This is a genomic window from Cellvibrio sp. UBA7661 (assembly GCA_002483365.1).
GTDB lineage: Bacteria > Pseudomonadota > Gammaproteobacteria > Pseudomonadales > Cellvibrionaceae > Cellvibrio.
Genome location: DLHT01000017.1, coordinates 14596 through 35175, shown reverse-complemented (window position 1 = coordinate 35175; position 20580 = coordinate 14596). Strand labels below are relative to the sequence as shown.

The window sequence follows — 20580 nt, the reverse complement described above, 5'->3', positions numbered from 1 at the left end:
CTCTACCGACTGAGCTAACGACCCTAAATGCGAGGCGCGTATAATAATGTTTTGGACTGAAAAGACAAGTATTTTTTTACGAATTCTTGCTTACGCTAGAGCCTCCAAAGAATTATTGGTTATTAAAGAAGCTTTTTGGTAGCTTTATCAACAGCGTGTTCGATACAAAGAATATTGTGAAAGGCTTTTGGTACTCCAGTAAAACTTTTGTAACAACGGCGCCAAATTTAACCTATCCTTTAAGTCGGCTCGCTACCCCCTTAGAAATAACAACAGGTTTGTATCGGGCCATCCAGGATTGGTTGCCCTAGTCGATTACGAGACAATCGCATGCTTTTTGCTTCGCACGGGGAAGGAATATCGCAGCCCAATTTACCCAGGCTCGCTCAGTTACTGATCATTTTTTTGGCTTACAGCCTTACCGGCTGGCTAGGCCTCTGCGTGCCTTTTGAAAGTGATCGGGTTACCCTTTTTTGGTTGCCCGGCGGAATTGCTCTGGCTGCTTTTTATCGCTGGTCGCCACGCCTGTGGCCTGCTGTATTTTTAGCTGCATTCGCCCTGCAAACATACAGTGGGGCAAATATCATCACCAATCTGATTCTGGCCGCAGGCAACACATTGGCGCCTCTGCTAGGCACATGGCTTTTGCGCCGTGCCCAGTGTGATCTCACGAAACTCAATCGCAGTAATACCATCTGGTTTTTATTATTAGGAGCCTTGGGCATGTTGGTGTCAGCCGCCATCGGTGGCTTTACACTCAACCACTACAACCAGGAGTCGCTCAACGCAGGCTTATATACTGCGTTAATTTGGTGGATGGGCGATAGCCTTGGCGTATTTCTTATTACCCCTCTACTGATCAATATCAATCGCACCAATCTCAATCGTGTAGCCGAACGCAAACTGGATTTTGTCATTATTCTCGCTGTCAGCCTGATTGTAGGATTAGGTTGTTTTCCATTTAACAATTTTGAAGGTGAGTTGTTTGAAGGTAACTGGCATTTGCCGATTGTATTCACCAGCTTTGTTTGCGTAGCTTGGGCAGCACTCTCTTTTGGTTTGTTAGGTTGTGCATTGACAACTATTGGCTTCAGTTTTCTTGCGATCTGGTCCAGCGTCCACCAGCTCGGCCCTTTTTCACTACCATCGCAGCAGCTCAGCTATTGGATCATTTGGATTTACACGGTCAGCATGACTATTTTAGGTCTGATGATCACAGCAGCACATACCGAAATAGTTAATACAACACATCAATTAGGTGAATCGAATGAGGCGCAAGAAAAACAAAAATTGCATCTCGAAGCCCTTCTTCACGCAATTCCGGATTTATTGTTTGAAATTGACCGTCAGGGTCATGTGCTTTCCTTTAATGGCAGCGGCCCGCATCACAATCTGACAACAGAAGAGCTGCTGGGGAAAAATCTCTCGGAAACATTACCGTCCTCGTCCGTATCTGTCTGGATGCATGCCCTTAATGAAGCTGATCACTGGGGAATATCGCAAGGCAAAAGCATCCGGATTACCCAAGGTGATGACACATTCTGGTATGAGTTATCGATTGCCAAACACGCGGGGAATCGCCGGGAGGATGACAGGTTTATTTGCCTTGCACGCGACATCACCAAACGCATTAACATCCACCAAGCTGATCTCGCCAATGAGCAGCGCTTCCGTAATATTTTTGAAACCACACGCAACATTGCAGTACAAGGTTACAACCGTTTTCATGAAGTGATTTTCTGGAACAAAGCGAGTGAAGATCTTTATGGTTTTAGTGCCTCCAATGCAATGGGGAAAAAACTGGAGGATTTGATTATCCCCGGTTTTATGCGCGAAGGTGTTTATCAAGCAATTGAAGACTGGCACGAAAAAGATATTGCCATACCCTCTGGTGAACTGGCTCTGCAGAATGCCAATGGAAACGAAGTGTGGGTGTACTCAAATCATGTACTAATTGACACCCCCGACCACAAAGAAATGTATTGTCTTGATATTGATTTGGGACCACAGCGCAAAGCGCTCTTGCAAGCTGAGCAAGAACTGGCAGAGCGCAAACAAGTTGAATATGCCTTGCGCCAAAGTGAGCAGCGTTTGGAAAGCGCACAACTAATGGCGCGCATTGCATATTGGAGCTGGAATCCGGATACAGATGAGTGCCATTTCAATAATTCAGTGAAAGAATTATTTGGTTTTCCCGATGAATATCTCAACTCCACCATGACCGATTTTATCAACCAGTTTATCTATAGCGAGGATCGGGAAAGCTTGAGCAATGCCCTTGCTGACAGCCTTCGCTATCATAAACCACTGACACAAGAAGTGCGTATTGAGGTTGACGGGCAAAAATTGTGGCTGCAATTACAAGGCGATACATTAGATGATACGCAAGACATTAGCATCCAAGGCAGTTTACAAGATATTACTGAGCGTAAAGGCCTTGATTTAGCGTTAACCGCTGCCGCGGCAGATGCAGCATCCACACCGGATTTTTTTGTCACTATACTGCAGGCACTCGCCGATGCCATTGGCGCAGGCCATGCAGCGATCAGTTTGATTGACAGTGAAAATCCCAACGAAGCAGTTACACACACCTATCTGAAAAACGGCCAGTTGCAACCTAACATTCGCTATGCACTAAAAGGCACTCCATGCAACGATGTCTTTGAAGAAAATTTTTGTTTTATGAGCAGTGGCGCAAGTGCGCGCTATCCCGATGATGCGTTATTGCGGGAACTCAATATTGAGAGTTATCTCGGGGTAGGTATACGCAATGCACAAGGAGCACCCTTCGGTGTATTGGTGCTGCTTGCAGAACATCCATTACCCATATCCCCGCAAATCAGCTCGCTATTATTAATTTTTGCTGACCGTATTAGCGGTGAGTTGCGACGCGCACAAGATCAGGAAAAAATCTATAACCTCGCATTTTTTGATCCATTAACACGCCTGCCAAATAGACGTATGCTGCAAGATCGCTTGCGATTATTAACGGCGCAAAGTGCGCGCACGGGTCAGCATGGCGCGCTTTTGTTTATCGATATTGATCACTTTAAAATGCTTAACGATACCCGCGGCCATCACATCGGCGACCAGCTATTGGTACAAGTGGCAGAGCGCATTGCCAGTATTATCCGTACAACAGATTTAGCTGCACGTTTGGGTGGCGATGAATTTGTTGTGGTGTTTGATAACTTGGGTGAAGACGCTGAAACCGCAGCACTGGAAGCGAAAAAACGCGCAGAAGAATTACATGACCTGATCAATTTACCCTACCCGTTACAACAATCGGTTTATCACTGCACCATCAGTATTGGTGTCAACTTATTTAAAGGCCAAGTGCGCACAATTGACGATCTGTTGCGTCATGCTGATGTAGCCATGTATCAAGCTAAAGACAGCGGTAGAAATGCCATCCGCTTTTTTGACCCGAACATGCAATCACATTTGGAAAAACGTGCTGCTATTGAAACTGATTTACGCACAGCGCATGAATCAAAACAACAACTGATTCCCTACTATCAAGTACAAATTGATATGCATGGCAAAGCCTTGGGTGCAGAGCTGTTGCTGCGTTGGCGACATCCGCATAACGGCATGATTTCACCTGCTGATTTTATTCCTGTTGCAGAACAGACGGGCTTAATTGTATCTATTGGCAAGCAAGTCATTCGTCAAGCCTGCGAGCAGTTGCAACAATGGAGCTTACATCAAGCATTTTGCCAGTTAAGCATTGCTGTCAATGTAAGCCCAATCCAATTTAACCAGCCGGGTTTTGTAGATGATGTGCTTGCTATTGTCAGCAACAGCAATATTAATCCACATTTACTGAAATTAGAGTTGACTGAAAGTTCTCTACTGAAAAATGTCGATCAAAGCATCGAAAAAATGCAGCAACTGCAAGATAACGGAATTGGTTTTTCAATGGACGACTTTGGTATTGGCTACTCATCCCTGTCCTATTTAAAACGTCTGCCACTGGATCAATTAAAAATTGACCAAACATTTGTGCGCGATATTGCGATTGACCCTAACGATGCCATTATTACCCGCACCATAATTGCCATGGCGCAAAATATGAACCTGCAAGTCATCGCCGAAGGAGTTGAAACAGAAGCACAAAAAAGCTTCCTGGAACAAAATGGCTGCACCATGTTCCAGGGATACTTTTTTGGAAGACCAATGCCGATTGAGGAATTTGAACAGCAGCTATTGGAGCGCGGATATTGCGCTGCGTATCAATGATAAAAATCAGTGCTGGTAATGTGTTGGGTCGGCAACACCGGCCTGGATAAAACCCTGCTTGCGCAAACGACAACTATCACATTTTCCGCAAGCCTCTCCCGCATCGTTTGCCTGATAGCAGGAAACTGTCAGTCCGTAATCAACACCTAATGCAATACCTTGCCGGATAATTTCCGCTTTGCTCAAGTGAATCAATGGAGTGCGGATGTGTAATTTATTACCTTCAGCACCCGCGCGGGTTGCCAGATTGGCCATCTTTTCATAAGCCGCGATATATTCCGGACGACAATCCGGATAGCCGGAAAAATCCACCGCATTCACGCCAATAAAAATATCGTCACACGCCAATACTTCTGCCCAACCCAGGGCAATCGATAAAAATACTGTGTTGCGCGCCGGTACATAGGTTACCGGAATACCGCCCGTCTCTTCTTCAGGCACATCAATCGCGTCATCTGTCAGTGCAGAGCCACCGATTGAGCGCAAATCCAGTTTAATCACTTTATGTTCAACAGCACCCAAGGCTTTAGCCGTGCGCTCTGCTGCGAATAATTCAGACTTGTGACGTTGGCCATAATCAAAACTCATGGAATAGCAGGCATAACCTTCACTGCGGGCAATAGCCAACACCGTGGTGGAATCCAAACCGCCGGAGACAAGCACGACTGCTTTTTTTTGCGACATAACAACCAACCATGAATAAAAAAAGAAAAACGCAGATGAAAAGGATAGCCATTAATGGCCGGGAGAGTCATTCCACAGAAGCTTGTGCAGTTGTAACTGGAAACGCACCGGTAAGTTATCCGCCAGAATCCATTCAGCCAAAGCTAATGGCTCTACTTGACCAAAGCTGGGGGAAAACAGCACTTCAGCCACCTTGGCAGATAGCTTATATTCGTCCAGTTTGAAGCGTGCCCATTCATAATCGGCACGATCGCAAATCACAAATTTAATCTGGTCCTGCTCACCCAACAGCGGGATATTCTCCCAACGATTGCGCCCCACTTCACCGGAACCGGGTGTTTTTAAATCCATCACTTTAACCACGCGTGGATCAACATCGTCTACAGGTAAAGCGCCACTGGTTTCCAGAGATACTTTGTAACCAACGTCACATAATGCCGTTAACAAAGTCAGGCATTCGCGCTGGGCAAGAGGTTCGCCACCAGTGACACAGATATAGCGTGCGTTATAGGTAGCAACTTTGGCGAGAATTTCAGCGAGTGACAAGCGCTCCCCACCGTAAAAGGCGTATTCAGAATCGCAATAACCACAGCGCAGTGGACAGCCAGTGAGCCGGATAAATACAGTTGGCAACCCAACGGTATTTGATTCCCCCTGGAGCGAATAGAAAATTTCAGTGATTTTTAGACTTGCTTGGGTCATGCGGCGACCATTTAAGATGCAGATGAGATAGAAAAAGCCGGAAAGGCGCGCAGTTTACCTAAAGCGAGCCGGTGATGCGAGGTTAAAGGCTTCAGCGGATTGCCCTTGGCTTGGGGGCACTGGTATGCTGGCGAATCGTCCCGCTATTGCGGGTTTGTCCAATCCAATATTTGTACAACATGATCACACCCACCAAAACCCGCCGCCAACTGCATCAGGAACTGGAACAACAAGTCCAGGAGTTTTTGCATAAAGGCGGACAAGTTAGTGAAGTCCCTCGTGGACTGAGTGGCCGCGCGGATGCTAACGGGCCCTTGGTCAGCATCTTTGAAGGCTCCAGCCACGAAGATCGCACTCCATTACCCGAGGTGGTCGCTGCCATAGAGGCGCGTAAAAAGCCCCAGTTGGCACTCAAGCCCAAAAAACCTCGCCCTCGAAAAAAAGTAATTCTGGATGATTTTGGCCAACCCTTACGCTGGGAATGGGTGGAGGAATAAATTAAACAGGCGATGTTGCCCGCCGGTCGCCCGGGTGTTTGTGCAGAACCAACACATCCTGAAGTGTGCTATCAAATACAACCGTAGTATTACGCCCGAGATGTTTTGCCTGATGCAGAGCCGCATCCGCCGCCCTGAACCACTCGCTATAACACTGTCCCTCGTGAAAAGCTCAAACCCCTGACGGATTCGTCTTTTTTACTCACGTTATTACAACCAGTCTTTGCGTTTGAAATACCAGTAAGGCAAAACTGCGGAGAGAACCATCAGTGAAAGAGCCACGGCAAATCCGTATTTCCAATGGATATGAGGTATGAACTCAAAGTTCATACCGTAAGCACTGGCCACCACCGTTGGAGGCAGAAACACCATCGCCGCGATCGAGAATATTTTAATAATCTGGTTTTGTTCGATATTGATGAAACCCTGGGTAGAGTCCATCAGGAAGTTGATCTTGTCGAACAGGAAAGCGGTGTGCGACATAAGCGTGTCCACATCGCGCTTAATCTCACGTGCAGTTTCCTGCAGATCAAATGATTCGCGCAGATGGCGTTGTAAAAACGAGATGGAACGTTGGGTATCCATCAAGCACAGACGGATTTTTCCGTTGCTGTCTTCAAGCTTCGCCAGTCTGTCGATCGCCTCCTCCAGCTCTGCATTTTCATCCTCCAAGACCATATGGCTGACTTCTTCCAGTTTGCGGTGGATGTCTTCCAAGGCATCAGCGAGATTCTCCACTTTCTGCTCGAACATGGTCACCAACAAATCTTGCGGGGATGTCACATGCACCTGCCCGGCACGCGCACGCATACGCAGCAAACGGAAGTCCGCCAGATCGCCATCGCGCACTGAAATCAAACGTTTGTCTTGAAGGATAAATGCTACGGTTGAGGTGCTATGGCGACCAGAGTCTCCCGGTGCCAAAAACAGCGAGTGGACATGAATTCCCACACCATCCTGAAAATAGCGGGCAGAGAATTCAATCTCTTCAACATCATCGGTTTCGGGTAACTCGGCACGCAGAAAGGTATTAAGCTCTTCGCGTTCTTCGTCACTGGGTTCACGTGCGTCAATCCACAGCGCACTGCTGAGTGCCAAAGGGGTATTTTCATCTTGCTGCTTATCTTCACGCAGCGCGTTACCTTGAACTTTAAACATTCTCAACATCGGTGTTTATCTCCTGAAGCTTCAAGGTTTTTAATGGTTCCGCGGGGGCGGCTTTATAGCATAGGCGTAATTAATGTAGATTAAATGAAATGCATTTATTCAGTATTGCCGACAATTATTCATCAACAAAACGTCAGCGTTTCTTTTTATAAAATCCTGGCTCTCCTGCCGGACGGGTTTTGAAGCGGCGATGTACCCACAAATACTGCTCGGGTTTTACACGCACCATATCCTCAATAATCTTGTTGATGCGCGTTGCATCTTCCACATCGTCACCGCTGGGAAAGTTTTCCAGTGGTGCACCAAATACCAAACGATAGTGTCCATTATCCTCACGATAATGCGCATAGGGTAAAACCACTGCGCGCCCCAGCTGGGCAATACGTGCGGTTCCCAATACAGTCGCCGCAGGGATACCAAAAAACGGGGCGAAGACGCTTTGGTCTTTCCCGTAATCCTGATCAGGCGCATACCAGACTGCCTCACCCTGACGCAGTTTTTTAATCAACTGACGGGTATCGCTGTAGACAATCGCCGAGGTCAGGTATTTTTCGCGCGCTTTGATCAGCTCATAAGCCAATAGCGGGTTAGGGTCTTTGCGATACAACATATGCGCATCCGCGTGATAGGCATAAACACGCCCAGCCGGATCCATGGTTGTGAAATGACATCCCACCAACAGCGCCCCACGCCCCGCTGCTTTTGCCGCAGCGATATGTTCCAGGCCTTCTACTGTATGACGATCGCGCAGCTTGTCTTTTTGCCCCCACAAAGACATCGCCGATTCCATGATGCTGATACCGCAATTGCGGATCACATCGCGCACCATTTTATGTTGTGCTTTTGCATCCAGCTCAGGGAAGCACAACCCAATGTTAGTCTGCGCAATACGGCGGCGCGATGGAGCCAAATAATAAAAGAGCAAACCAATAAAACGGCCTATCGCAAAATTGACCGGTACCGGTAGCAAAGCGCAAATACGGAAGAACGCCAGCAGCATCCAGGTTGGCCAAAAGCGTGGACGATAAAAAGAAGAGTGGAATTCGGGTGGGCTGTGTTTATCCAAAATAATTACTCGCACCGGGAAATGAAAATACTGGACACAGATACTACTGCGTCAGACACACAATAAGCGCGCGGATTATAGCAACCACATCCGCTCCGTGCTCAGGCAAAACACAACAAGGACAAAGCCAATGGGTTCTGCTAAGGTTGTCCGGCAGCCACAAAGAGCTCTTATTTATGCAAATTCGTCAGGTATCTGCCGCGCTTGACCGCAAGCTGATCCAATTGGATCAACAACTTAAATCACTTGAGCAGGAACGCAACCAGCCAGATAGCACACGGCAGGAAGCCGATATAGACAATGATATCCATGCCCTGCTCCAAATCCGCAATAAGTTGGTCAAATCCAAAGACATCGCGTGGCGCGCCCATCAACTGCAATCCCAAAACGATGAACAACGCAGGGCACGCCAGCGTGTGATTGGTTTATCGCTGTGTATTATCAGTGTGATAGGTGCAGGAATTCTGCTGGTGTTTGCCATCAACCAGTAAGATTGGTGGCAAACCCATCATGCGCAGCACCCACAGCCTGAGACTGCCGGTGCCAAAGGCTTAGCCGGCAACTGCGGCGTCAATCAAAGACTTCAACTCACCCTTTTCGTGCATTTCAGTGATGATATCGCAACCACCAATCAGCTCACCCTTAACCCACAATTGCGGAAAGGTTGGCCAGTTGGCGTACTTGGGCAATTCGGAGCGGATGTCCGGATTGCTCAGGATATCGACATAGGCAAAGCGCTGGCCGCATGCCATCAATGCCTGGGAAGCGCGCTGGGAAAAACCACATTGAGGCGCATTGGGCGAGCCTTTCATATAAAGGATCACGGCATTTTCGCTGATTTGCTGTTTGATCGTTTCTAACACATCCATCTTTCTCTACCTCGACAAGGCTATTCGTTACGACAGGGGGGGACAGGGCAAGAGCGGATATATCCGAGTATTTTGCTCAAGTATTCCCATTTTACCCCAGCCAGTGGCGACAGGCCAATCTCGTACGATTGCCAAATAACGGTTTTTGCATATGCTGTTACAACGCAATCCTGCTTACCCTCACGCCCAAGGTTGTATCAGTACAGTGAAATTCAATTTACGAGTTCAGGTTTTTTTAGTGTTTGCCTGCTTTGCAGTATTGCTGACAGGCGGATTATTTTTATATTCACGTTTAAGTTTTGAGCGCAGCTTTAACCATTACATGGAAGAAAAAGAGGCCGCACGCAATGCGCGTTTGATCAGGGCCTTGGAGCGCCATTACTCAAATAACGGAAACTGGGCGATGTTCACGCTCAACCCTTTTTATTGGGAATTATTTGTGTGGCAAAACAGTGCCAGTTTACGTCAACGGCTTGAGCGCCCTATTCCATTTCCATTTCTTCCCGAATTCGACAACCGTTTTGATGAAGACAAAGACAGCAATCCGGATTTCATCCGCAGGGATACACAAGAAGAACGCCGGCAACAGCGCCGCAACGAACCGGAAACAGACGATTTTTTACGGCACCAACCTTACCGGCGTTTTATTTTGCTCGATAAAAACAAAAACATTATCAGTGGAAAAAAATGGCGCAATGAAAGCTATTTTTTTAGCGATTTATTCACAACCATTGAAGGTAAAAAAGAACGCATTGGCTATTTGGGCACACCAATGAACCCCGCCCTGCGCGATTTGCGTGACAGCGAATTTGCCAAACGCCAACAAAAACATTTTCTGTTGATGGCAATAGTCGCTCTGGCGATTGCACTTGCCTGTGCAATTCCACTCTCTTATTTATTGACGCAACGCGTTAAAAAATTAGCCCGCCACGTACAGGATTTAAGCAAAGGCGAATATCACCAACGTCTCGCAATCAAAGGACAAGATGAAATTGCCAATCTAGCCGAAAACTTAAATCACCTGGCGCACACACTGGACCAAACAGAACAAGCACGTAAACGCTGGGTAGCTGATATTTCCCACGAATTGCGCACACCGCTCGCCGTACTTAAAGCTGATCTTGAAGCACTTGAAGACGGTGTACGCAAGTTTGATGCAAAAGCAATTACACGGCTGCAAAAACACGCTGCGCGACTGGCCAATCTGATTAATGATTTGTATCAATTGTCACTCACTGATATTGGCGCTATGAGCTACCGCAAAAAAACCTGCGACTTACGGGAAATCATCGAAGAAATCAGTGCTTCGCTGCATGAAAAATTACAACAGACTGGACTGCAACTTGATACACAACTCCCCAACAATCCGCTCATGGTATTTGCAGATCCGGAGCGGCTACACCAATTATTTTTAAATTTATTCAATAACAGTATCAATTACACCGAAGCCCCCGGAAACATCCGGGTGAACTTATTGTCTGAGCAAGGCAATGCCGTGTTTACTATTGAAGATTCATCACCCGGTGTTTCACCCGAACTACACGAAAAATTGTTTGAACGTTTATATCGTGCCGAATCATCACGCAGCCGTGAAACAGGCGGGGCAGGATTAGGCTTAAGCATTTGTCGCAACATTGCCGATGCACACGAAGGCAAGATTACTATCACCAACAGTGAACTCGGCGGTTTGAAAGTTTCTGTTTATTTACCTTTACAGGATAGTGTATGAATATTTTAATTGTGGAAGATGAAATTGATCTGGGTGAAATTTTGCAAGATTATCTGGCCAGTGAAAATTACAACACCACCTTGATCAGTGATGGCGAACAAGCTTTGCAAAAAATTCTCACTGAAAAATGGGATCTTATACTGCTTGATCTGATGCTGCCCAAGCGCGATGGATTAAGCATTTGCCAGGAGGTGCGTAAAACATCCCAGGTGCCGATCATTATGACAACGGCAAAAGTTGAAGAAATTGATCGCTTGATTGGGTTGGAATTGGGGGCAGATGATTACATATGCAAACCTTTTAGCCCACGCGAAGTTGTTGCACGCGTAAAAGCGGTACTGCGCCGCAGCAGCAAAACAGATGAGCAGCACGAAGAAGGTTTACGCCTGGACAAAGAGCGGCAATATGCCTGTGTAGGTGAGCAATGTGTAGAGCTGACCAGTATTGAATTTCGCATTTTGGAAACTTTGTTACTAAACAAACAGCGTGTTATCTCGCGCGATTTATTATTAAAAAATGCCTACACCGATCATCGGGTTGTGAGCGATCGCACAATGGATTCACACATCACCAAACTGCGCAAAAAATTACAGCCTATTTGCAAAGAGGATATGATTCACTCTGTTTACGGGGTGGGTTACCGTTTGCAAATTTCATAACATCTTTCAGCCGGACAACAAGCCACGGATGGCATGATAAAAACCCGCTTCCATGCTCCAAAATGGCCCATTAACAAGCTTGATCTTTGCTTTCACATTTTTTCCACATTTACTTCCATATTATTTTCATAGTTGATATTCAAGGTATTAACTGCCGCTCTCAAGCGGTGCCGGAAATATAATCCAGCAACACCCCCAGTTTTTGGCTGGAGTTAAAACCAACATAGGTATTGACTCCTATGAGCACAATAAACACAGCGACAACCCAGGTTATTGATTGCCTGATATTCATGAGGTTTTTCCTTTTCCGTACCCTCAGTAAAAAATGATGGAATGCTCCGCTAAAACTCAATGTAAACACGTGCACCTAACGCCAATGCATCACTTATTGTTTTATCCATGGATGGATTCTGGATGTAATACACACTTGCTTGTGCACTTAAATGATCGATCACCGGCGCAAAATAGGTTAGCTCCCACGCCGTTTCTGCACGCTGTAGTTCTGTATTGGCGGCGAGATATGGATCGCCATTGCGCGCATGGGCGACAGCAAGCCCTAACCCATCATCATCCAGCCAAAAACTATTGAAAGTAATACCGGTACCCGCGTAATACTCCAGTTGGTTAAATTGGTCGTCTGCCTGCCCTAATTGCACAAAGACAGCGGCAACATTATTAATATTTTTTTCACCAATAATATAAATGCCGGTGTTGTCATCGTTGATGTTGCCATCCACCGGGTTTTCAACTTCAGCGGTGTGTTGCCATGCGCCTAATGCGAGCTTGTCGCTGTTGCTATTTGCCCAACCCCATTCGACTGCACTGAACAAGCCATCGCCGCTATTGAATTGAATATGGGTACCGCGTGGGTTATTGGGATCACCGGGAATACCGTCATAAATTGCGGCAAGCAAATATTGATTCTCGCCCGTAAAAGTAAAATGCAATGCAGTAGCCGTTGTGGAAAAAATGGAAGGGCCAACTTGTGAGGTATCTGAACCAATGCCGAATGATGGGTGGGTAAAAAGACCGGCAGACTCCAGTGAATAAAAAGTGGAATTGTAATCGTGTAATCCAAAAAGTACTTCTACACTTTCATCAACAAAACTGTGTTGATACCAAAATTCGTAAATTTTTAGCGCTTCATCGGTGGCGATATTGGATATGCCTTGCACATCACCCACATAATCAGAAGGATTTTTTCCAGCGTTACCCAGTACATAAACAAACCATTCACCGCTTCCCCACCAACCGGCAGCTTCAGTATCTATCGCCAATGTCAGATCAAGGTTAGCCAGTTCGCGCGAACCTTTTTTAACCCCACCATCCAGATTATTCACGGTTTCTAATGTGAGGGCGGCAGCCCATTCATACGCGGGTGGATTGGAATCCTCTATATTTGCCTGTGCGCTTGCGGTGAATAGCAGGAGTAAAACGGTAGCCGATAGTGTTTTCATAGCGAATTGGTCCCTCGATAGTCAGGACGAAAAATCCCATATCAGTCGATGTCATTCATAAATGGCATGGTGACTAGCAGTATAGACAGGGATTTGACAATTCACGGGTTGTCGTCAAAAAAGAAGTTTTAATTTCTTTTTTGAATGTGGATATAAATTTATAGATTAATTATTGGATAAGAATGCCAACCCAACACAATATTCAGACAAACTCTGGATTATTGACCTTGCTGCTGCGCCAATTTCTTTTTAGTGAGCGCGGTGGCTTCATGCTCCAGCGGATTATCGGGCCAGGGGTGACGAGGGTAGCGGCCGCGCATTTCTTTGCGCACGTCCGGGTAGGCCTGCTGCCAAAAGGTTTGCAAATTGGTGGTGATGGCGAGCGGGCTGCCATTGGGAGATAACAAATGTATTTTCAGGGGAATTTTTCCACCGCCTAATTGCAATTGCTCACACCCAAAAAACTCCTGCAACTTGGCGGACACTTGTGCGCTGCCATCGCTGCTAAAGCTCACTGACACACTACGCCCACTGGGCAATTCAATTTTTTCCGGCAAGAGTTGTGCGATCTTTTGGCAGCCATCAAAGCCGATATAAAATTCCAGCGCTTCAAATAAAGGCAGCTGCTCCAGGCGGGTTGATTCATTTAAAAATGGCAATAACCATTGCTCAAGATGAGTTGCAAGATACTCATCATCTACCGCAGGTAACTCATGCAGCTGATGCAAATTCACCAAGCGCGCACGCTCAAGTAGCGCCCTTGCTTTATCGCTCCATGCCAAATGGTCGAGCCCTTTTGACGCAACGATTGCACGAATCTGTTGCAGCAACTTCGGTGCTATATCAGTTGCGGATATAGGATTCCATTCTTCATCAATCACTACACCGCCCATCACCCAGCAAATATGTTCTTGCCAGCGCTGCTGTTTAAACACCAATTCTGATTGCGATTGACTGAGCTGCCGCTGTTGCGCTGATGTTAATTGCAAAGCGATACCAATACCGGAGTGGCTTTTCGGGCGGGTGTTGATGACGGGAAATACAGCCCATTGGGATTCCAGTTTGCCCTGGCTTTCTACACTCATGCCAGAGTTCAAGCGGTAGCGACCGGAATCTTGTTTAAACCCAATGCGATCACTGAATGCCTGGGCAACATACAGCGGCATTAATTCGCTGTTATTTTTTTGTAGCGACAACACCTGCAACCAGCGTTTTTGTTGCTGCTGCCATTGGCGATTGCGCGCAAGCTCGCGTGCTGCATCATCAATCAAAGAGGCAAAATCCTGTTCAGCTGCAAATTCAAAATGCAACGCAAGTGCAAGCAATAACGCAGGCTCACTGATCACCTGTTGATGCAGTAATAAAAACGCAGCAATACGCGGATGGGTTCCCAAGGCGCTGACTGCTTTTCCTGCTGCAGTAATTGCCCCTGATTGATCTAACAGCTGCATTTTTTGTAATTGCTGCTGCGCAAAATTCATTGCCAATGCATTAGGTGCCTCCAGCCAGGGTAAATCGGCAACAGGGCTTCCCCAATGCGCTATGCGCAGCGCCAGCGGTAAATAATCGGTCGCGCGGATTTCCGGTAAATCGGCAGCGGCTAGAGGTTGGTCTTGCGACCACAGGCGAACGCAGTGGCCCGCTTGCACGCGCCCGGCACGACCGCGACGCTGCTCTGCACTCGCCATGCTGATGCGCGCGGTGCGCAAACGCGTGACACCGGTGCGCTGTTCGTAATCAGCACGGCGCGCCAAACCGGAATCAATCACCAGGGTTACATCGGCGATGGTTAATGATGTCTCTGCAATATTGGTTGCAAGAATCAACCTCGCGCCTTGCGCTTCATCCAACGCCGCTGTTTGTTCATTCATAGGCACACGGCTGTGGAGGCGACATATTTTTTGCGCAGGAAATTGCCGGGAAATTAACGCTGCGCAATTTTCAATTTCACGCCAACCAGGCAAAAAAACCAACACACATTGTGATTGCCAATCCGCTTGTGTAAGCAATACACGCAGCAGTTGTTCTTCCAGTTTTTCGGGGTAGCCGTTGTTTGATTGTTTTGCGGGTTGATACTGGACGCTCACTGGAAAACAGCGGCCGGGGGCAAATAAACGGTTGGCGATTTGCTTCTGTAATGCCGGGTCAGGTGTTGCACTCATCAACACTAGCTGCAAATCATCGCGCAGGATCTGCACTTCTTGCAAAAACACCCAGGCAATATCCTGATTGACACTACGCTCGTGAATTTCATCGAGCATCACACAAGCAACGCCATCCAATGTTGGATTTTGCAATAAGTGTTGCAATAAAACCCCCGGTGTCATCAACACCAACCGGGTATTGTTGCCCATACGTGAATCGTAAGGAACCTGATAACCCACCTGCTGCCCCGGTGTTTCACCCAGTAATTGGGCAAGCCACTGTGCCAATGCTTGCGCCGCCAGTACGCGCGGTTGCACCAACCACACTTGTTGGTCGGGCGCTGTATTGGCCAACACCCACAGCGGTGCAAGCGTGGATTTACCCGCACCCGGCTCCGCCTCTAACAGCAGTGGAGTGTGTGCCAGTGCAGCAAAAAAATCCTCGCGCAAACCGGTGAGCGGCAGTACGGGCAAACTATCAAGATCAATATCGGCCAAGGGCGAAACCTGTGTGAACATTATTTTTGAAAGTGATTTTTTTAAAAACTTTTTAAACCAACTTTTTTAAAAAATTTTTAAAACTTGTAGCCAAACTTGATACCGGCAACAAAGTTACGCCCCAATGCTGGTTCAAAAGCGCGGCCATTACTTTGGTTAACGACTACCGAGCCTACATAATTTTCATCGGTAATATTCGCCAATTTGATCCACCATTCAATGTCGGTTTTTGGCAATGACATCTGCTGCAGTGAGTAAACACCTTGCAAAGTGAAATCAAAGGTGGTGTATGCAGGTGCGTAGACCTGGTTATTGTCCGCCGTAAAAATGCGCGCACGCTCTTGCGCTTGCAACCCTGCAATCAATGCATCATTTACCCATGGCCGCCATTGTACGCCCAGCTGATATTGGCGGGCGGCCACACCCGGCAATGTTTTACCTTGCCATTGCCCCGCGGAATATTCGGCATCCAATTGTTGTGCGCTGAATTGCACTAAAATTTGCTCGCCAAGCGGGTAGCGCGCCAGCAGCTCTATACCATCGCGTTCAGTTGCGGCGGCATTGCGAAAACTGGTGCGCCCGTTAAGTGATTGGTCAACCACAATTTCATTATCGGTTTCGATTAAAAACTGCGTGAGCGTTACCTCACCCAAAGCACTTGGGCGATAGCGGATGCCCCATTCGTGCTGGCGATTAATCGCCGCATCAAGCTCAGTGTTCAATCCGGTTGCGTTGGTTTTATAGGCCATCTCGGTCAAGGTGGGCGTTTCATAACCGCGCCCGCTGCTGGCAAATATTTCCCACGCATTTACAACCGTGTAATTAACGCCGATTGCATACGAATGTTCGCGATATTGTCGCGCACCGGAATCATCCGGATTTTCTATGGTTCCGGTCGGTGACGACACCGTAAAAAAATCCTGCACATCAATGTCCAGACTCGTGTGACGTGCACCGGCATACAGCATTACTGTTTCAAAGGGATGCATTTGCACCAGCGCATAAATATCGCGGCTATCCAGATCACCTTTGTCGTTGCGGCGCAAATCACCGGCTTCGCCATTATTGTTTACATAACCGCGCCGATGATCTTGCATCTGCGCTAATTCAGCACCCACACTGATATCAACAGGCATCGCCAATACATCAAGGCTTTGCGTAAAAGTGCCGCTCGCACCAGAAAAATCGCGCGCTAAATCCACCACGCCACCACTGCCGGTAATGGCATCGCCACTAAAACCCAGGTATTGGACAATATCGCGCTCGCCTTGCCAGAGCGATGCCTGCCAGCGGCGCGTGCCTGTGTTGTCGCGCAGGCTGATAGAAGTCTGCTGATGCGCAACCGATTTGCGTGTATCGAAGGTTTCGGCGGCGGGATTTAATTGCCAGGGATCATTGCGCCACTGGGCCGGTGTTAACCCGAGTGGATCTTGCAGCAGCGGATCATCGCTGTAATCGTGTTTGACCAACACATCAATTCCGCTGTCAGTGCGATAAAAAACCTGCGCGCCTGCCTGCTTGCGCTCTGCACGTGAATGCGGACGCTCGCCATCGATATCCGTGTTGGCAAACTGCACCCGCGCAGCCACATTGTTGTGCTGCCACTCACCTTGCAGCAGTTGCCGCTGCAACCCGGGATCACCCACAATCACACTGGCACTGATGTTGTTGTATTCGGGCACGGCTGTCTGCAATGCAATAACACCGCCTGCGCCGTTGCCATAGAGCGAGGCAATCGGCCCGCGCAACACCTCTACGCGCTCGATGCTATCCAGCAGGCTGCTGGATAATTGCCCTTGCCCGTCCGGTGTGGACAAGGGGACGCCATCCACCAATAAATCAATACCGCGCACACCAAATGCAGAGCGAGCACCGAAACCCCGCAGACTGATACGGGTGTCTTGCGCATAGTTACTGCGGGAATCCACCTGCACGCCCGGGAGGTGTTGCAATAATTCAGCAGGATCAAGACGCGCACCCGGCATGAAATTTTCATCGGTTTTGAACATGACTTGTTCATGTAATCCGGAGGTGCCTGTGCGCTCACCCGATACCAACAATGTTTCCAATATCTCAGGTGCAGCCTGCAGCGGCGACGCGATCATTAATGGTGCAAGCACCGATGACGCCATCACCGATTTTGTCGTCAACAACCGCTTTGTCATCAAACCCGAACACTTTTTTCCAAACCAGAAACCCATAAAGAAACCATCTGCGTATAAGTTAAAGAGAAATACCAGCGAAAAGTCGGCATGAAACATGCCCGACATTCTGCTGAAAAACACACACAATCTCATGCACTAAAACGATTTTTTACGCCACAGGCGGGTGAGTCGTTTCAAAATCTGCACTTTGGTGAACAGCTTCTATACTCAAGAAGTGAGCATCAGGATGATTCTATGCAACAAGAATTTCGCAACCAGTTAGAACAACTACGCCAGCAATTTGTCGCCAGCCTGCCAGAACGCGCACGCCGCCTTGAAGAAATCTGGAGCCATTTGCGCCATCTCAACTGGACAGAGCAAGGCATTACGGTCCTGCAGCAATTTGCGCGCAAACTCGCCGAGGCCAGTACCCACTATGGCTTCCCGGATCTGCATCACACTGCCCAACAGCTGGACACGTTTATCACTGACCTTAATGCACTGGGGCGCAGTTTTGGCGGGCTGGAACACACCCAATTGCAAGAGCATATCCAGCAACTCAGCCGCGCCATGGCGATCGCTGCCAGCGGCAATGCCCGCAAAGATCCGCTGCCGCTGAATGACCGGGCCGCGCCCTACCCGGAAGCACAAGACAAGACCATTTTTGTTATCGACCCTGACCGGGTGGTGGCTGCGCTCTGTAATGCGTATCTACGCAAGGCCGGATTTACAGTCGAGTACTTTGATAACCCCCAATCCTGCATGCAGCGGCTTTATCTGGACTCACCATCAGCCATATTGATGGACCCTGATTTTGAGCGCGCCGGGCTCAAAGCCATCACCAGCCTTCACCAGATCAAGGCGCTCCTCACCGCAACTGTCCCGATCATTCTGATGTCTGGCCGCACCGATGTGAATGCCAAGTTACGCGCCCTGCGCGCTGGCAGTACGGATTACTTGACCAAGCCGCTCGATTTCAACTTTTTGGTAGAAAAGCTGGTGCATATCATCAGCGAAAACACCAAAACGCCACGGGTGATGCTGGTCGATGACGACCCCGATATCACCGGGCTACAAGCGGAAATCCTGCGTTATGCGGGGATGGAGGTGTTAGCGGTCAACCAGCCGCTGCACAGCTTGCAACACGCAGCGCGCTTCAAGCCTGATCTGGTGATATTGGACATGCACATGCCCGATATGAATGGCATGGAGCTGGCGGTGTTACTACGGCAGGATCCGGAATTTTTATTGCTTCCGATTATTTTTGTCACTGCCGATACCGATGCCAGCCTCCATAAAAGCATCAAAGCATTGGGCATTAACGCCTTGCTGACCAAACCCTTTGAGGCGGCTGACCTGATACGCGTCAGCCAACAAGCACTGGCGGACACCTCGGCCTTGAAAAACCGGGTCGCACGGGTAACCCGTCAAAACCAACAACCCCAGCAGATCAACCGCAGCTACTTTTTTACAGTGCTGGAGGAAGAATTACATACCAGTAATTTGGGCAACCAAACCAGCGCCCTCTATTACTTCAGCATCGACAAACTGGAAGAGCTGGCCAAACAGCTTGGCCCTGTGGACTTTGCTGAACTACACGACCAATTCTGCCACCGCCTCACAGATATCGTCGGCAGTGACGAACAGTGGATGGATCTTTCCAACATGGTGGCCTGTGTGCTGGCCGGAAGACGCAGCCAGGAATTCCATCGCCAACGCGGCGAACAATTTACCCGCCATTTGAGTTCCCAGCCCTACCTTATCAAGGGCAAGTCGCTCTCATTGGATATCAAACTGGGTATAGCAGCACTCAACCCCGCACTGGGCACAGCCAACAATGCGCTGCTCAGGGCAGAGCAAGCGTTTGAGGCTAGCATCAGTGGTGCAGCAATTGTTGGTACCGCAGCATCCGCAACGACCACAACAACCACCGATAAAAACTTGCCCGATTTTTCCCACATCGTGTTCAGCCGTGACCTGACCTTGGCATTCCAGCCGATCATCAGCCTTGAAGATGCCCAGATAGAGCACTTTTCTGTACTCACCCGGCTGCGCAATGAAGAAGGTGACCCCATTCCTGCAGGGCACTTCCTCAATCGGATTACCCAACCCGGACGCAGGCTGGAGCTGGATCGCTGGGTGCTACAGCAAGCCGTCAGCGCCATTGCTGAAAACAGTGCCACACGTGAACAGGCAACACTGTTTATTCATCTGGCAGAAGAAACCTTGCAACAAAGTACTTTCTTTTCTTTTGCTGCCAATGTGTTGCGCTCGTCGCGCCTGCGCGGCGACGGCCGCCTGGTTTTCATGCTGGAAGAAAACTGGGTACTCAATCACTTTCACCAAACACAGGAAATTGCCAAAGCACTGGAAAACATACGCTGCAGTATCTGCATCACCCGGGCCGGTGAGAATGAAGACATCATCCCTATGCTTGACCAACTGACAACCCGCTACCTGCGCTTATCGCCCAAGCTCACCAACAAAGGCACCAACTCCAAACTACTGGAGCAACTAGTCAGTAAAGCAACCAGTCATGGCATTAAAGTCATCGCCACCCAAATAGAAAACTCGCACAATCTGTCCAGCTTATGGATGCAAGGCGTGCGTCTGTTCGAAGGATTTTTTATCCAACCCCCAGACAGCGGATTCCATCTGCAAAACGACATTATTTTTGCCAAGGAATTTGTGCAGGGAAATGGTTTTTCCAGCCGTTAATGGC

15 protein-coding genes are annotated in these 20580 nt (G+C 48.3%); 6 read left to right on the top strand and 9 right to left on the bottom strand.

Translation table 11 applies throughout. The features are described 5' to 3' along the window. The first annotated feature begins 330 nt into the window (after positions 1-330). Positions 331-4242 carry an EAL domain-containing protein gene (locus tag B2739_RS13375; RefSeq protein WP_331346350.1) on the top strand — a complete coding sequence of 1304 codons (3912 nt, stop codon included), beginning with the start codon at positions 331-333 and terminating at the stop codon, positions 4240-4242. Positions 4243-4248: 6 nt separating this feature from the next. Here the strand turns inward: B2739_RS13375 and queC are convergent, their stop codons facing one another. Further along, positions 4249-4926, bottom strand: a complete 678-nt coding sequence (gene queC, locus B2739_RS13370) for a 7-cyano-7-deazaguanine synthase QueC (RefSeq protein WP_331346349.1) — start codon at positions 4924-4926, stop codon at positions 4249-4251. A gap of 51 nt (positions 4927-4977) precedes the next feature. Continuing rightward, on the bottom strand, positions 4978-5628 hold the full coding sequence (gene queE, locus B2739_RS13365; RefSeq protein ID WP_331346348.1) for a 7-carboxy-7-deazaguanine synthase QueE: 651 nt from the start codon (positions 5626-5628) through the stop codon (positions 4978-4980). Between the two features lie 179 nt (positions 5629-5807). Here queE and B2739_RS13360 point away from each other — a divergent pair, with 179 nt between their 5' ends. Further along, a complete protein-coding gene (locus tag B2739_RS13360) occupies positions 5808-6125 on the top strand; it encodes a hypothetical protein (protein WP_331346347.1) in 318 nt (105 codons plus the stop codon). 210 nt (positions 6126-6335) lie between these two features. On the opposite strand, the gene corA is transcribed toward B2739_RS13360, so the two are convergent. Continuing rightward, complete coding sequence (gene corA / locus B2739_RS13355; protein ID WP_331346346.1) at positions 6336-7283, bottom strand: magnesium/cobalt transporter CorA; 948 nt, start codon at positions 7281-7283, stop codon at positions 6336-6338. A gap of 142 nt (positions 7284-7425) precedes the next feature. Continuing rightward, entirely contained in the window at positions 7426-8358 is a 933-nt protein-coding gene (gene lpxL / locus B2739_RS13350; RefSeq protein WP_331346345.1) for an LpxL/LpxP family Kdo(2)-lipid IV(A) lauroyl/palmitoleoyl acyltransferase, read from the bottom strand. A gap of 176 nt (positions 8359-8534) precedes the next feature. On the opposite strand from lpxL, the gene B2739_RS13345 reads away from it, so the two are divergent. Further along, the gene (locus B2739_RS13345) at positions 8535-8849 is read left to right on the top strand and encodes a hypothetical protein (protein ID WP_331346344.1); all 315 of its coding nucleotides are present in this window, start codon (positions 8535-8537) and stop codon (positions 8847-8849) included. Positions 8850-8909: 60 nt separating this feature from the next. Here the strand turns inward: B2739_RS13345 and grxD are convergent, their stop codons facing one another. After that, positions 8910-9227 (bottom strand): Grx4 family monothiol glutaredoxin, encoded by a 318-nt coding sequence (grxD, locus tag B2739_RS13340; RefSeq protein WP_331346343.1) that lies wholly within the window; start codon positions 9225-9227, stop codon positions 8910-8912. A gap of 151 nt (positions 9228-9378) precedes the next feature. Here grxD and B2739_RS13335 point away from each other — a divergent pair, with 151 nt between their 5' ends. Together B2739_RS13335 and B2739_RS13330 are read left to right on the top strand one after the other, a co-directional pair. After that, a complete protein-coding gene (locus B2739_RS13335) occupies positions 9379-10956 on the top strand; it encodes an ATP-binding protein (protein WP_331346342.1) in 1578 nt (525 codons plus the stop codon). After that, the gene (locus tag B2739_RS13330) at positions 10953-11615 is read left to right on the top strand and encodes a response regulator (protein ID WP_331346341.1); all 663 of its coding nucleotides are present in this window, start codon (positions 10953-10955) and stop codon (positions 11613-11615) included. The genes B2739_RS13335 and B2739_RS13330 overlap by 4 nt, the downstream gene beginning before the upstream one ends. Positions 11616-11775: 160 nt before the next feature. On the opposite strand, the gene B2739_RS13325 is transcribed toward B2739_RS13330, so the two are convergent. From B2739_RS13325 to B2739_RS13310, 4 genes are all read right to left on the bottom strand, one after another. Continuing rightward, the gene (locus B2739_RS13325) at positions 11776-11907 is read right to left on the bottom strand and encodes a hypothetical protein (RefSeq protein WP_331346340.1); all 132 of its coding nucleotides are present in this window, start codon (positions 11905-11907) and stop codon (positions 11776-11778) included. A 49-nt stretch (positions 11908-11956) separates the two neighbouring features. After that, entirely contained in the window at positions 11957-13072 is a 1116-nt protein-coding gene (locus tag B2739_RS13320) for a carbohydrate porin (RefSeq protein ID WP_331346339.1), read from the bottom strand. A 218-nt stretch (positions 13073-13290) separates the two neighbouring features. Then, the gene (hrpB, locus tag B2739_RS13315) at positions 13291-15714 is read right to left on the bottom strand and encodes an ATP-dependent helicase HrpB (protein WP_331346338.1); all 2424 of its coding nucleotides are present in this window, start codon (positions 15712-15714) and stop codon (positions 13291-13293) included. Between the two features lie 77 nt (positions 15715-15791). Then, the gene (locus B2739_RS13310; RefSeq protein ID WP_331346337.1) at positions 15792-17879 is read right to left on the bottom strand and encodes a TonB-dependent receptor family protein; all 2088 of its coding nucleotides are present in this window, start codon (positions 17877-17879) and stop codon (positions 15792-15794) included. Between the two features lie 234 nt (positions 17880-18113). Between B2739_RS13310 and B2739_RS13305 the strand changes: the two genes are divergently transcribed. Next, a complete protein-coding gene (locus tag B2739_RS13305; RefSeq protein ID WP_331346336.1) occupies positions 18114-20576 on the top strand; it encodes a response regulator in 2463 nt (820 codons plus the stop codon). Positions 20577-20580: the final 4 nt, after the last annotated feature.